Origin of the sequence: Nocardiopsis sp. CNS-639, assembly GCF_000381685.1 — a bacterium.
GTDB lineage: Bacteria > Actinomycetota > Actinomycetes > Streptosporangiales > Streptosporangiaceae > Nocardiopsis > Nocardiopsis dassonvillei.
Genome location: NZ_KB906857.1, coordinates 136,234 through 150,476 on the forward strand (window position 1 = coordinate 136,234; position 14,243 = coordinate 150,476).

Annotated in this window: 10 protein-coding genes; all 10 read right to left on the bottom strand. The window is 72.3% G+C overall.

Annotated elements, in window-relative coordinates:
- Nucleotides 1-32: 32 nt before the first annotated feature.
- The gene (locus G011_RS0108060) at nt 33-236 is read right to left on the bottom strand and encodes a cold-shock protein (RefSeq protein WP_013154658.1); all 204 of its coding nucleotides are present in this window, start codon (nt 234-236) and stop codon (nt 33-35) included.
- Between the two features lie 626 nt (nt 237-862).
- Entirely contained in the window at nt 863-1,771 is a 909-nt protein-coding gene (locus G011_RS0108065; RefSeq protein ID WP_013154659.1) for an ABC transporter ATP-binding protein, read from the bottom strand.
- Between the two features lie 8 nt (nt 1,772-1,779).
- On the bottom strand, nt 1,780-2,736 hold the full coding sequence (locus G011_RS0108070) for an ABC transporter ATP-binding protein (protein WP_013154660.1): 957 nt from the start codon (nt 2,734-2,736) through the stop codon (nt 1,780-1,782).
- Nucleotides 2,736-3,644 carry an ABC transporter permease gene (locus G011_RS0108075; protein ID WP_019608033.1) on the bottom strand — a complete coding sequence of 303 codons (909 nt, stop codon included), beginning with the start codon at nt 3,642-3,644 and terminating at the stop codon, nt 2,736-2,738. Before G011_RS0108075 ends, G011_RS0108070 begins: the two co-directional genes overlap by 1 nt.
- Nucleotides 3,641-4,636 (bottom strand): ABC transporter permease, encoded by a 996-nt coding sequence (locus G011_RS0108080; RefSeq protein ID WP_013154662.1) that lies wholly within the window; start codon nt 4,634-4,636, stop codon nt 3,641-3,643. Before G011_RS0108080 ends, G011_RS0108075 begins: the two co-directional genes overlap by 4 nt.
- A 191-nt stretch (nt 4,637-4,827) precedes the next feature.
- Nucleotides 4,828-6,531 carry an ABC transporter substrate-binding protein gene (locus G011_RS0108085; protein WP_019608034.1) on the bottom strand — a complete coding sequence of 568 codons (1,704 nt, stop codon included), beginning with the start codon at nt 6,529-6,531 and terminating at the stop codon, nt 4,828-4,830.
- Between the two features lie 568 nt (nt 6,532-7,099).
- Nucleotides 7,100-8,119, bottom strand: a complete 1,020-nt coding sequence (locus G011_RS0108090; protein ID WP_019608035.1) for a LacI family DNA-binding transcriptional regulator — start codon at nt 8,117-8,119, stop codon at nt 7,100-7,102.
- Nucleotides 8,120-8,240: 121 nt separating this feature from the next.
- Entirely contained in the window at nt 8,241-9,122 is an 882-nt protein-coding gene (locus G011_RS0108095) for an Fpg/Nei family DNA glycosylase (RefSeq protein WP_013154665.1), read from the bottom strand.
- A 159-nt stretch (nt 9,123-9,281) separates the two neighbouring features.
- On the bottom strand, nt 9,282-12,389 hold the full coding sequence (locus G011_RS0108100; protein ID WP_019608036.1) for a DEAD/DEAH box helicase: 3,108 nt from the start codon (nt 12,387-12,389) through the stop codon (nt 9,282-9,284).
- A 158-nt stretch (nt 12,390-12,547) separates the two neighbouring features.
- Nucleotides 12,548-13,993 (bottom strand): PucR family transcriptional regulator, encoded by a 1,446-nt coding sequence (locus tag G011_RS0108105; RefSeq protein ID WP_019608037.1) that lies wholly within the window; start codon nt 13,991-13,993, stop codon nt 12,548-12,550.
- Nucleotides 13,994-14,243: the final 250 nt, after the last annotated feature.

The window sequence follows — 14,243 nt, forward strand, 5'->3', positions numbered from 1 at the left end:
CCGGGGCGTTACGCGAGGTTATCGCGTGCTGGTTAGAGCGCGACGACGTTCTCGGCCTGCGGGCCACGCGTGCCCTGGACGACCTCGAACTCCACGCGCTGGTTCTCCTCCAGGTTACGGAAGCCCGTGCCCTGGATCGCGCTGTAGTGAACGAAGGCGTCGGGGCCGCCGCCGTCGGGGGAGATGAAGCCGAAGCCCTTCTCGCCGTTGAACCACTTCACAGTTCCCTGAGCCATGTTCTCTCCTTCAGCTCGGTGTACACGGACGCAGACTCACGTCCGCGAATTGCCGCGAGCCGGACTTCCTTGAAGAAACCGCCCGCCGGTCACAAACTCCGCGGGCAAGACACCAACTGCGAAATTCAACGACTAACAATCACTTCGAACGTACCACAGACGGGTCGGCCAGCGAAGGATTCCGATGTGGCAACCCGCACGGCCCGCCGGGGAATACCGGCGGACCCTCCAGGGTACACGTGTGCCGCGTGGGAACGCACGCCGGGATGTCACACCCCGTTCAGGCGGGCGTCGCCGACACGTCGTCGGCGCACCTCAGGACGGGTCCGCGCGTACCCGCGTCCGGCTCAGCCCGCGGCCGCCGGGGCGCGCGGCCCGCCGGGCGGCGGAGCGGCCGGGAGGCGTCCGCCGACGCCCTCCGGGGCGGGCCCGCAGGCGCCCGGAACCGGACCCCGCGAGAGACTCCGAGGCCGTGCGGACACCCGTGGAACACCACCGGCGATCCGGGTTCGCGCGTCGAATCGCGGCTCCGGGCGGCCGATGACGGGAGCATGCGAGGAGGGCCGGAAAACACCGAGGCGCCCGCGGGGGGTGGACGGGCGCCGGGATGGGGGGAAGCGGGCGGCTCAGCCCTGGTCGATCCCCACGAAGTGGCCCTCCTCGGCCTCGATCAGCGGAGCGGAGTCCTCGTCGGGCGCCGTCGGCAGGACGACGTCCTCGGGGGGGTTGGCCGCCAGTTCGGCGTCGACCTCGGCCCAGGTGCGGTGCAGCTGCGGCACGCAGGACAGCAGGTGACGGCTGTAGGGGTGCAGCGGGTTGTCGAAGACCCTGGCCGTCGGACCCATCTCGGCGATCGCGCCCTTGCGCAGGATCACCGACTTGTCGCTGACGTAGTTGCCCAGCGACAGGTCGTGGGTGACGAACAGGATGCCCAGGCCGCGCTCCTTGAGGTCGGCGAGCAGGTTGAGCACGTCGATGCGCGTGGAGGCGTCGAGCATGCTGATGATCTCGTCGGCGACCAGCAGCTTGATGTCCAGCAGCAGCGCCCGCGCGATCAGCAGGCGCTGCAACTGGCCGCCGCTGAGCTGGTGCGGGTACTTGTTGAGGACGTTGCCCGGGTCCAGGCGCACCGTGGCGATCGCGTCCAGCACCTTGTCCCGCCACTCCGTCTCCGAGGTCTTCGGGAAGTAGGAGGTGCGGACCATCTCGAAGACGCGGTCGGCCTTGAAGATGGGGTTGAAGCAGCTGAACGGGTCCTGGAAGACCCCCTGCACGCGGCGGTAGTACTCCTTGCGCGCGGCGTGGCCCTTGATGGTGGTGATGTCGGTGCCCTCGAAGGTGATGCTCCCCGAGGTCGGCTTGAACAGGCCCAGCACCATCTTGCCGAGGGTGCTCTTGCCGCTGCCGCTCTCACCGATCAGCGAGACGACCTCGCCCGCCTCCACCGTGAGGCTCACGTCGCGGACGGCGCGCAGGCGGTCACCGCCGAACGCGCCCACCTTGTACACCTTGTGCACGTGGCTGAGTTCCAGCACGGTCTACCTCACCCCGTCTTCCAGCAGGCGGCCCAGTGGCCGGGTTCGATCTCCACCAGCGGCGGCTTTTCGGAGCACTTGGAGAACGCCATCGGGCAGCGGTCCTTGAACCGGCAGCCGGTGGGCGGGTTGAGCAGACCCGGCGGGGTGCCGGGGATGCCCGCCAGACGGCCCCCCTGCACGGTGGAGGTGGAGCCGACCTCGGGCAGCGCCCCGATGAGCATCTGGGTGTAGGGGTGCTTGGGCTCGTTGATGATGGTGCCCGCGGCCGCCTTCTCCACGATGTGGCCCGCGTACATCACCATGATCGTGTCCGCCATCTGGTACACGAGCGAGATGTCGTGGGTCACGAAGACCATGCTCTTGATGTAGCCCCGGTCGCGGAACTCCACCATCGACTCCGCGACGGAGCGCTGGGTGGACACGTCCAGGGCCGAGGTGACCTCGTCGGCGATCAGCAGCGACGGGTTGAGCAGGGTCGAGATGACCATGACGACGCGCTGCTTCATGCCGCCGGACAGCTCGATCGGGAACCGGTTGAGCACGTCGGTGTCCAGGCCGACCAGCTCCAGGCGGCGGTGGAGCTCCTCGGTGACGTCGGCGGGCCGCACGCCGCGGGCGCGCAGCAGCTCGTTGATCATCCTCCCGATCTTGCGGGTCGGGTTGAGCGCGCTCATCGCGTACTGCGGGATGAGCGAGATCTCGTGGTACCGCAGGGGCACCATCGCGCGGTCGTCGGCGATGGGCACGTCCTTGCCGTCCAGCTCGATCGTGCCGCCGACGTGGCGCATCCGCGAGTCCAGGCGGATCAGGCTCTTGCCCAGGGTGGTCTTGCCGCAGCCGGACTCCCCGGCCAGGCCCATGATCTCCCCGTCGGCGAGGTCGAACGTGACGCCGTCGAGGGCGTGGACGTCCCCGCGCAGGGTCTGGTAGTAGACCTTCAGGTCCTTGACGCGCAGGGTCATCACAGCTCCCGCAGCTTGGGGTTGAAGACCTCGTCCAACCCGACGTTGAGGATGTACAGCGAGCCCACGATCACGGTGATTCCGAGACCCGGCGGGATGAACCACCACCACATGCCGAGGGTGAGCGCGCTCCAGGCGACGGCGCTCTCCAGCATCAGGCCGAGGGACACGCCGTTGGAGGGGCCGAGGCCGATGAAGTCCAGGCCGGCCGCGGTGAGGACCGCGCCGCCGAACTGCAGGATGAAGGCCATCACCAGGTACGAGCTCATGTTGGGCGCGATCTCGGTGGTGATGATCTTCCAGGTGCGCCGACCGCTCAGCCGGGCCAGGTCCACGTAGTCGCGGGTGGCCAGGGACAGCGCCTGCGAACGGACCGCGCGGGCCGCCCACGGCCAGGCGGTCAGACCGATGAACAGGCCCTGCACGAACAGGCCGCGCGCGTCCAGGTAGGCGATCGCGACGATGAGCACGACCATCGCGGGCAGCACCAGGACCACGTTCGTGATCATGTTGAGGATCTCGTCGACGATCCCGCCCTTGTACCCGGCGACGAAGCCGACCGCCGTGCCGATGACGAAGGCGACGCCGCCGCCGAACAGGCCGATGATGAACGTGGCGCGCACGCCGTGCACGAACTGGGCCCAGATGTCCTGGCCGAACGTGGTGGTGCCCAGCCAGTACTCGCCGTTGGGCGCCTGCATCTGCGGGCCGACGTACTCGTTGGGGCTGTCGCTGACGAAGAAGGGGCCGATGATCCCGAGCAGCAGGAAGGCCAGGACGATACCCGAGCCGATGAGCAGCTTGGGGTTGCGCCGGGCGAAGTACAGGGCCTCGGAGCCCTTGCGCCCGGCAGGTTCGGGGGCGTCCGCCTTCTCGGCGGTGCCCGGAGCTCCGGCGACGTTCGTCATGAGGAGCCTCCCGTCATCTGGACCCGGGTGCGCGGGTCGATCAGCACGTAGACGATGTCGATGATGAAGTTGGCGATCAGCACGCCGACGACCACGAACAGGAAGACGCCCTGGAGCAGGAAGAAGTCGCGGCTCTCCAGGGAGTCCAGGATGAGCTTGCCGAGGCCGGGGTAGTTGAACACGATCTCGGTGAGCAGGGAGCCCGCGATGATCGTGCCCAGCTGGACGGCCAGACCCGTGATCTGCGGCAGCATGGCGTTGCGGAACGCGTAGCGCCGGACCAGCTTGCGCGGCGCGCCGAGGGCCTGGAGGTAGTTGGAGTAGTCCGCGTCCAGCTCGTAGATGATCATGTTGCGCATGCCGATCGCCCAGCCGCCGAGCGCCACCAGGAACATGGACAGGAACGGCAGGAACCAGTGGGTGATCAGGTTGGAGATGAACAGCCAGCTGAACTCGGGGCGCAGGGAGAAGCTGTAGCCGCCCGAGGCCGGGAAGATCCCGGCGACGATGCCCAGGCTCCAGGCCAGCAGCAGGGCCAGCCACATGTACGGCGTGGCGGTGAGGATGTACCCGACCGGCAGGACCGTGTTGTCCAGGGCCTTGCTGCGGGCGGCGAAGGCGCCGAAGCGGTTGCCGATGATCCAGCTGAGCAGGATCGCGGGGAGCAGCAGTCCCAGGGTGAAGGGGACCGCCCTCATGATGACGTCGGTGACCGGCTCGGGGTAGAGCATCACGCTGATGCCCAGGTCCCCCCGGAACAGACCGGCCCAGAAACTCAGGTACTGCTCGTGCAGCGGCTTGTCCAGGCCGAAGACCTCCTCGTAGTAGGCGGTCATGGTGGCCAGGGCCTCGGGGTCGCCCGCCGAGGCCCGGGAGAGCATGCTGCGGATGGGGTCGCCGGGCATGAAGCGCGGAATCATCCAGTTGATGGTGACCGCGACGATGAACGTAAGCAGGTAGACGAAGAGCTTACGACCGATATAGCGCCACACACGTTCCTCCAGGTGATGGCGGCGGACAGTCGAGTGGCCCCGGAGGGGGCGCGGCGCGGACCCTGTGGGGGGTGTTCCGTGCCGCGCCCGCTCTCCCGGGGCGTCCCCCGGCCGGGCTCTTTCGCGCCGTGCCTCGGCCGGGGGCGGGGAGTGGTCAGCGGGGTGGATGGGGGGAGGTCGCTCCCCCGCCCCTACTCGACCGGTTCGATCGAGGCGAGGGTCTCGATCCCGCCGAGCTCGTACCAGCCCTCCCACATCACCGCGGGGCTGTTGGGCGTACCCTCGGCCTCACTGGGCCAGTTGGTCCAGGCGGAGTTGTTGGCCTGCGACCACTGGCCGTTGTACCAGAGCGGGATGGTCGGCAGCTCGGCCAGGAAGTGCTCCTGGAGCTGCGAGGTGACCTCGGCCGCGGCCTCGACGTCGTCGGCGGGGACCCGGGCGAGCTCCTCGGTGAGGGCCCACGCCTCGTCGCTCTCGTAGCGGTGGAAGTTCACCGTGGTCTGCTGCTCCTGGACGGGCAGCTGGTAGAGGTAGTCGTAGTAGGTCCACGGCGAGTTGCTCAGCTGCCGGGCGTTGTTGATGACCAGGTCGAACTCGCCCGCGTTGCGGTTGTCGTCGAGCAGGCCCGCGTCGGGGAACTCGGCGGTGATGTTGATGCCGACGTCCTGGGCGTTCTGCTCGATGATGCGGGCGGCCTCCATCCAGTCGGTCCAGCCGGAGGGGACCGCGAGGGTCAGCGCGATGGGCTCGCCGTCGGGGGTCTCGACGAAGCCGTCGCCGTCCTCGTCCATGTAGCCGGCCTCTTCGAGGATGGCCACGGCCTCGTCCGCGTCGAAGGTGAAGCCCTCGCGCTCGACCAGCTCGTGGTCGATGTAGGCGTCCCACTCGGGCAGCAGACCCGTGGGGTTGGCCGCCTGGACCAGGTTGGCGTACGGGCCCTCGACGATCTGGGTGATGTTGATCGAGTGGGCCAGGGCCTGGCGGAACGCCGTGTCGTTGAGCGGCTCACGGGTGTGGTTCGGGATGAGCCACGCCGTGTTGGCGCTCTTCATGTACGGGGGACCGTCGTAGAAGCTGCTGATGGTCTCGTTGCTGTTGAGGACCTGGTCGATGCCGGGCAGGAAATTGTTGGAGAGGTCGACCTCGCCCTGGTTCAGCATGCCCATCGTGACCTCGTTGGAGGCGTTGACGATGTCGACGATGTAGCGGGCGTCCATCGTCATGTCGAGGGCCTCGATGGCCCACCACTCGTCGTTGCGCTCCCAGACCATGCGGTCGTCGGTGTGCGACTCGTAGACGTAGGGGCCGGTGCCGACCGGGTTCTCGTTGGGGCTGTCGGCGACCTGGCTCTCCTCCATGCCGGCCCAGATGTGGTCCGGGACGATGGGGTTGGAGTAGGCCCAGTTCATCCACTCCTGCGGACGGCTCTCCGAGAAGGTGACGGTGACCGTGCGCTCGTCGGTGGCCTCGACGCTCTCGATGTAGTCCCAGACGTTGCTGTAGGGGACTCCGGGGACCTGGCCGAGTTCCAGCGTGGTGACCACGTCCTGGGCGACGAAGGGCTCGCCGTCGTTCCACGTGACGCCCTCGCGCAGGGTGATCACGTGCTCGGTCTCCGAGGTCCACTCGTCGCTCTCGGCGAGCCAGTGGACGTACTCTCCCGCGTCCGCGTCGTAGTGGAAGAGCGACTCGTAGACCAGGCCGTTGGTGCCGACCGCGAACTGGCCCCGCATCATCGGGTTCCAGCTGGTCGGCGCCTCCCAGGCCGTACCCGTGGTGTACAGGGTCTCGTTCCTGGGGTACTGACCCGAACCGCCGTCGCTGTTCCCGCCGCCACCCGAGCAGGCGCTGACCGCGAGGGCCAGGGCCGCGAGTGCCGCCGGAAGCCGCAGCATTCTCATCTCGACTCCTCCTTGTCACCCGGCCGGCCTATGGGGGGAGGCCCCTCCGAGAGACCGGAAGGGTTGGGAGCGCTCCCAGTGGTGAGCGCGCGAGACCGTTGCTGAACCGGGTAAGTGACGTTAACAACAACACGTCCGCAGGAAGGGCGTCAATGCCCGACACTTCGCTGTTATTCGCTTGTAACAGCACAGATGCGGGTATGTCAGTAAGTTCGGCGGCGCTGAACCGGTTCCGCACGGGCGTTCTCGCTCCCTTGGGGGCCTGTCGGCGTGGGGCGTTACGCGCCGCAGCCTTCCACAGCTCGTGAGGAGGTGGTAGCACCCTCACGGTCACCTTTTGGACACCGGAGCCGCAGAGACCACCAAGGCAACACACGCCCCTGTTTTCACATCGTTAACAACCGCCACGGTGCACGCCGCGAACCCCCGGCGCCCGTGCCACGCGGGGCTTGCGGACCCTCACGCGGTGTACGCGTCGGACAGGGCGCACGGCCCGCCGGACCACGCGCCCGGGAGCCGCGGGCCGCGTCCCGAGCGCGGGCGGCCGGCGGGGAGCGCCGGATCACGCGCCCAGGGGGCCGGTGCTGCCCCGCGGAAGCAGCTCTCCGCGTGAGGTCTCGCTGTTGGCCACCGGCTTGCCCTCGATCGTCCTGGCCAGCATCAGCGCGGCCTGGCGGCCGTAGGACACGATGTCGCGCACTATGGCGGTCAGCGAGGGGCGGACCAGGCGGCACAGCACCGAGTCGTCCCAGGCCACGATGGACAGCTGCGAGGGCACGTCCACGCCCATCTCGTGGGCCACCCCCAGCCCGGCCACGGCCATGAGGTCGTTGTCGTAGATCAGGGCGGTCGGCCGGTCGGTGGCGGCCAGCAGCTTGCGCGTGGTCCTGGTGCCCCCCTCGCCCGTGTAGTCGGCGTGCACCCAGCGGGCCTCGCTGAGCCCGGCCTGGGCCGCGGCGTCCAGGAAGGCCTGGGTGCGCACGCGGGTGTGCACGAACTTCTCCGGGCCCGCCACCTGGACGATGCGCCGGTGGCCGAGGGCGGCCAGGTAGTGGACGACCTCGCGCATGGCGGTGGCGTCGTCGGTGTACAGGTACGGCAGGGAGCCCACGCCCTCGGGCCCGCCGAGGACGACGGCGGGCAGCGGGAGCTCCTCGACGACCTGGACGCGCGGGTCGCCCACGCGCAGGTCCACCATGATCACGCCGTCCACCCGGCGTTCGGACGACCAGCGCCGGTAGGCCGCGATCTCGGCGCCCATGTCCTCGGTGACCTGTAACAACAGGTCGACCCCCGAGGTGGCCAGCTCGGTCTCGATCCCCGAGACCAGCTGCATGAAGAAGGGTTCCAGACCGAGGGAGTGGGCGGGCCGGTCGACCACCAGGCCGACCGCCCCGATCCGGCCGCCGGGGGCGAGTGCGCGCGCCGGGCTGCTGGGCGCCCAGCCGAGGTCGCTGGCGATCGCCAGGATGCGTCTTCGGGTCTCCTCCGAGACCCCCGGACGCCCGTTGAGCGCGTAGGACACGGCCCCCTTGGACACCCCCGCGGCCTTGGCGATGTCCATGATGGTCGGACGCCGCATCAAACCCCCCATTCGTCCCCCTGATCACACAACGCTGAACCGGTTAAGCAGACGGTTCGGGATTGTACTGCATGACCTTGGCATCCAACCCGACAAATGGGTACTTAACTCACGAAAGCCCTCAAACTCCCTGGCACCGGGGGCACCAGTAGAGGGTGCGTCCGGCCAGTTCCGCGGAGGCGACCGGCGAGGAGCACACCCGGCAGGGTTCGCCGGTCCGGTAGCACACGTAGAGGCTGTCGGGCCGGGGCACGGGACGCGCGTCCGGATCGGGACGGTGCTCGGGCAGGGTGGTGATGATGTAGCCGTCCCGCACGCCGTCGCGGAGCAGGCCCGACAGGTCGTCCCACAGCCGCGACCACTGGTCGGCCGTGAGGTCGCGGCCCGGGGTCATCGGGTCCAGCCCCGCCCGGAACAGCGACTCCGCGCGGTAGATGTTGCCGATGCCCGCCACGACGTCCTGGCGCATGAGGAGCGCGGCGATGCTGGTCCGGGAGCGGCTGACCACGCGCCAGGCCCGCTCGGGGTCTGCGTCGTCGCGCAGGGGGTCGGGGCCCAGCCTGTCCTGGACGGCGCGCTTGTCGTCCTCGGTGACGACCTCGCAGGCCGAGGGGCCGCGCAGGTCGGCCCAGCCGGAGGAGTTGACCAGCCGGGCGCGCACCGCCCCGACGGGTTCGGGCGCCACGACGAAGCCCTCGGCGTCGCGCAGCAGCTCCCGGCGGGCGCCTCCCGCGGCCCGGGGCGCGCCCAGGTGGCGTTCGCCGTCGGCGTCGCCGAAGGACCAGGCGCCGTACAGGCCCAGGTGGACCCGCAGCCACTCCCCCGAGTCGAACCCGAGGAAGAGGTGCTTGCCGTGGGCCTCGCTCTCGGTGAGGACCCGGCCGTCGATCCGGGCGGCGCCGTCGGCGAAGCGCCCCTGCGGGCTGCTGGCGCGTACCGCGCCGCCGCCGAAGGTCTTGTCGAAGTGCGCTGCCAGGCGGTGCAGCGTGTGGCCCTCGGGCACCGGTCCTCTCCTCCTCCGTCCGTCCGGGGCCGCGGCGTGAACACCGCTTTCCGGACATCCGGCTCCAGGGTAGTGCGCCCGGCCCGTCCGCCGGTCCGGTCGGCGTCCGGCGCCGGTGGGGCCGCCCGGCCGTGCGCGCGGGCGGGGCCGCCCTGCGGATCAGTGGGCGGTGAGGATCTCCTCCACCAGGGCGCGCGGGTCGGCCAGGCAGCGCCAGGCGGGCACCACGACAACGGGGTCCCCCGTGGCGCGGTTGAGCGTCTCCCCCCGGGCGAGCAGCCAGCGCAGGGAGCGGCCGTCGGGCTCCCGGTCGAGCAGGAGCAGCAGGCGGCGGGAGCCGAACCGGACCGCCATGTCGGCGGTCCAGCCCTCGCCCGTCTGCTGGAGGGTCACCTCCGTCCCCACCCCGCGCAGCTCCCTGACCAGCGCGGAGGCCGCCGCGTCGGTCCGTCCCGCGTGGCCCCCGGCCGCCGACGCCTCCAGCTCGCCCAGCGGGCCGTCGTCGCCCGACCAGTACCCGCGGTCACCCACCACCACGAGCCGCTGGCGGGTACGGGTGAGCACCGACGACCACAGGTGGCCCATCCGGCGCACACGCCGCTCGGCGACGGCGGGCGCCCCGGAGGCCAGCATCGGCGTCAGGACGGTCACGTCCGCCGGATCGTGGTCGTCCGCCAACAGATCCGGTCCGCCCACCCGCACCTCGTGGCGCAGGGCCCGCTTGCACAGCAGGCGGCGCACCAGGGCCACCTGGGGCTGGGTCGGCGCGACCACCGCGACCACCCGGCCCCGGGGCAGGTGCTCGTCGAGCTCGTCCACCACCACCGCCACCCGGTAGGCCTCGTCCCGGTTGACGAAGGACGCCCCGGGTGCGGCCTCGCAGACCCCGGCGACGTCGCGCCACTCGAACGCGGGGCCGCCCGAGGGGTCGGGGAGGGTGCGCACCGCGAGCCTGCCCCCGTAGCAGTGCCGCGACGCGGCCCCGGCGAGCTGGGGCGGCGCCCCGTCGTGCTCGTCCAGCCACCGCATGGGCGGCGCCGCCCGGTACAGGGCGCGCATCGCCGAACCGCCGCCGTAGCGCAGGCCCCGGTCGTCCAACTGGCCCGCGACCAGGCCCGCGGCGGCCAGCGCGCGGCGCTCCTCGTCCGGTTCCAGCACGCTCACCGGCCCCGGGTGCGCGGGGTCGCCGAACACCACGGCGCGGTTGGCGCGGTAGAGCACCGGCAGCAGTTCGGCCAGCCGGGTGCGCTCGGCCCCGACCACGACGACCAGGTCGAACAGGCCCGCCCAGGGTTGCAGCGCCCGGACCTGGTCGGTGCGGCACACCCACGCGGGCAGGGTGTCGAACAGCGCGCCCGGGCCCGGCCAGCCGTGGCCGCGGTGCCAGTTGAGGCTCTCCAGGCGGTGCTCGATGGCGGCGCGGCCCCGCCACAGCCGGGGGTCGCCGACCGCGCGCAGGCAGGCGGAACTGGACCTGCGGTGCCGGGCGAGGGCGTCGGCCAGGTCGGCGGTGAGCGCGTTCAGCGGCGCGCAGCGGGTCCGCCGGTCCACGGCCGCGCGCCACTCGCCCTCCAGACGGGCGACCGCGCGCAGGCGGGCGAGGCTGTCGGGGTCGGTGTCCACGCCCAGTTCGCGGCGGACGGCGCCGCGGTGCGCCAGCCCGGCCAGGCCCCCGGCTGCCGCGCGCTCGGCCCGGTGCAGCCAGTACTCGGGGCCGCCCCGCTCCGGGGTGAAGAGGGAGTCGGGGTCCCACCCCTGGGCGACGACCCGGCCGCGTTCCTCGGCCAGGCGGGCGAGCGCGTGGCCGCCGGAGGCCATGGTGTCCATGGCCCGCCACGCCTCGCGGACCGCCGTCCAGTCCGCGGCCAGGTCCGCCCAGTGGACGGTGGGGTCCTCCCCGCCGGAACCGGCGGGGGCCGCGGGCAGGCTCCGGGAGTGCTCGGTGAGGAGCCGGGTGAGCAGCACGGCCTCGGCCGTGCGCCGTCCGTCCCCGCCCACGCGCACGACGGGGTGCCCGGGGGAGGCGTCCGCGCGCAGGCGCACCGCGGCGACGTCGGCCTCGGTGCGACCGCACACCAGGACGCGCTGGCCGTTGCTGACGGCGGTGCGCACGAGGGCGTCGACCAGGTCGTGCACGCCGCTTCCGGGCGGGGCCGCGGCCACGGTGAGCTGCTCGCGCATGGCCGCGCACAGGACCGCGTACTGGGACTGGTCGAGGGCGGTCGCCGAGATCGGGACGGGGGGCTCGGCGGTGTCCCCGCCGGAGTCGGCGCAACCGCGTCGGTTCGCGGCGCGGGAGCAGCGGAAGAGCCGTCCGGACGCCGCCGGGCCGGAGGCCGCGGCCGCCCGGGAGGGCTGTCCGAGCAGGGCCTCCAGGGCGGTCCCGCTGACGTCCTCGGGGTCGAGGCCGTCGCGGCCGGAGGGGTCGAGGTCGGCCAGGACGCCCTCGACGCCGACGGGTTCGCGCTCGTCGGCGTCGTGGCCTCCCCCGGGCCCGGCCCGGAAGAGCACGGCGACGTTGTGGGCGCCCTCCATCCAGGTGCGCGGGGCGCCGCGGGTGCCCAGGGGTGCGATGTCGTCCACCCGCTCGATCTCCAGGCCGGCGAGCAGGAGGCGGACCCTGGCGGCGAGGTCGGCGACGGCCGCGGGGCGCCGCAGGGGATCGGGCGCCCCGGAGCGCAGCCGGGTCCGGAGTTCGAACAGGTCCTCGGGGTCGGTGAGGCCGAGGCGTTCCAGGAGCGCGGGGTTGACGTCGGGCGGGCCGACCGCGCGGACCAGGGTGTCCCGGGACCCGGCGGGGGTGTCCGCGGTCTCGTCCGCGATGCGCACGTCGACGGTGAGCAGGGGCAGGGCCACCCGGTCCCCGCCCTCCCCCAGGACCACGAGCGGGTAGCCGTAGCGCGCGGACTGGCCGAGGTCGTGGGCCGCGCGCAGGACGCGGACGGACTCCGGGCGCAGCGCAAGCGTCTCCCCGACCCCGCTGAAGAGCACCTCGGGGCCCGGGGGCAGGCACGCGCAGCTGTCGGAGCCCAGGTCGCCGACCGGGACGACGTGGGTGTGCACCGCCTCGCGGCGCAGGCAGGCGCGCAGGTAGGCCAGCAGGGAGCGCACCTCGGAACGGTCGATCGGGGGCTTCCAGCGCAGCGAGGCCGTGCCGACGCCCGACCGGCCGCCGAGCGCCCCGGGGAGGGGGCCGGTGACTCCCGGCGGCGCCCCCGGCACGCCCGCGTGCCCGACCTCGTCCTCGTCGTCCCGCAGTGACCTCAACGTCTCCCCCACACGGCTGTGTCATCGGCCGACTACCCACCGACAGCAAGCCATTGTGGTGGATGGACCGGTTCCGGACCCCGCGAACACCGGAACCCGTCACCACTTTCACTCCGGGTGACGGCTCCGGGTGACGGCGCCCGGGGCCCGGAGGACGGTCAGCCGGCGGTGCCGTGGACGCGCAGGGCGATCCACAGCTCGGTGCGGTAGTCGGGGTCGTCCAGGTCGCCGGGCAGCAGGTCGCGGATGCGCCGCATGCGGTAGCGCAGCGTGTGCCGGTGGATCCCCAGGGCCTCCGACGCCGCGTCCCACCGGCCCGAGGCCGCGAGGTAGGCGCGCAGCGAGGCCAGCAGTTCGGCCGAGGTGCGCTGGCGCAGCAGCGGGGCGAGCAGGTCCCCGGCCATGCGGGCGCCGGCGGGGGTGTCGGCCAGCCCGAGCAGTCCGCCGGGCAGGTCGCCGACGCGGAGCAGGCCCCCGCCCGCGTCGCGCGCGGCGGCCAGCGCGCGTTCGGCCTGGGACAGCGCCGCGGACAGTTCCGCGTAGGGGGAGGGGTCGCTCACCCCGACCGGTCCCTCCAGGACCTCGGCGAGCACTCCCGTTCCGGTGTCGGCGGGGGCCAGCAGCAGGACGCGGCCGTCGTGCTCGGTGACCAGTACGCCCTCGGGCGGCTGTGCGGGCCCGATCCCGTCGGCGGCCGCCACGAGGACGGGTTCAGCGGGAAGGACCCCGCGCAGCCGCTCCGCCCCCGGGTGCAGGGGGTCCAGCGCCCCGGTGAGCAGCGCCGCGAGCACCCCCTCGCGCACCCGGGCCGCGGCGTCGTGCGCGGTGCGCTCCAGTTCGAGGGAGAGCAGCGACACCGCCGCGTTGACCAGCGTGCGCTCGTCCGAGCCGAGGCGCCCGCCGGTGCCCACGGCCAGGAACCCGCGGACCCGGCGGCCGGTGGCCAGGGGCTGCACGGAGACGTGTTCGCCGCCCGAGGTGAGGGAGACGCTGGCGCGCACGCCCGCCTCGCGCAGCCGGTCCAGCTCCTCGGCGAGTCCGGCGGCGCGGGGGGAGGCCCCGGCGGGAGCGGCGTGCCGGGCGGCGCCGTCGGCGGACAGCAGCAGCACCCAGGCGCCGAGTTCGCGGGCCAATCGGTCCACGATCGCCGCCTCCCCGGTGAGCGCGGCGCGGGTGAGGTCGCGCTGGGCGGCGAAGGCCCGGCTCAGCCCCTCGTACTCCTCCTTGGCCAGGAGCCGGGACACCTCCTTGCCGATCGCGATGAAGGGGGTCTCCCTGGCCACCTCCAGCAGGGTGAGGCCGAACTCGGCGGCGGCCTCGCGGAGCGGCTCGGGGGTGCGCTCCAGGACCACGCCGACCGCGAAGCCCAGCGCGGTGACGCGGCGCTCGGCCAGGCGGCGCGTGTAGTCGCGCAGGTCGGGGACGCCGGTGGCCCAGCGCACGCCGGTGGTGAGCAGGAGTTCGCCGCCCGCCAGGTAGGGCGTGGGGTCCTCCAGCTCGCTGACCGCGACCCACTCCACCCGCCGGTCCAGGTTCTCCTGGCCGGTGAGCAGGTTCAGGCGCAGGCGGGGCGTGCGCATCAGGGCCCCCAGGGTCGGTGGCATCGGCTTCCCCTCCACTTCGGCCGCCGGTCGAGGCGGTTCGGCGCGGTCGGCGGGACCGGACGCGGGCCGTCCTCCCCCCGCTCCAGCGGACCCGCTTCGTGCGAACCCTGACGCGCTGGCGCAAGGCTCAGCCCTGATTATCCACCTTGTCCATGTGGGGGTGGTTCCGCGCACCCTAGTGTCGTCCCAGGTCGGGGAGCCCACCCCCGGCCCCTCTCCGCTCCCGTCCACCGCAGAAGGAGGCAGCCGC

What these genes read in the sequence shown, in the direction of transcription:
- G011_RS0108060 (WP_013154658.1), bottom strand. Translation starts at nt 236, where the DNA reads ATGGCTCAGGGAACTGTGAAGTGGTTCAACGGCGAGAAGGGCTTCGGC.
- G011_RS0108070 (WP_013154660.1), bottom strand. Translation starts at nt 2,736, where the DNA reads ATGACCCTGCGCGTCAAGGACCTGAAGGTCTACTACCAGACCCTGCGC.
- G011_RS0108075 (WP_019608033.1), bottom strand. Translation starts at nt 3,644, where the DNA reads ATGACGAACGTCGCCGGAGCTCCGGGCACCGCCGAGAAGGCGGACGCC.
- G011_RS0108085 (WP_019608034.1), bottom strand. Translation starts at nt 6,531, where the DNA reads ATGCTGCGGCTTCCGGCGGCACTCGCGGCCCTGGCCCTCGCGGTCAGC.
- G011_RS0108090 (WP_019608035.1), bottom strand. Translation starts at nt 8,119, where the DNA reads ATGCGGCGTCCGACCATCATGGACATCGCCAAGGCCGCGGGGGTGTCC.
- G011_RS0108105 (WP_019608037.1), bottom strand. Translation starts at nt 13,993, where the DNA reads ATGCCACCGACCCTGGGGGCCCTGATGCGCACGCCCCGCCTGCGCCTG.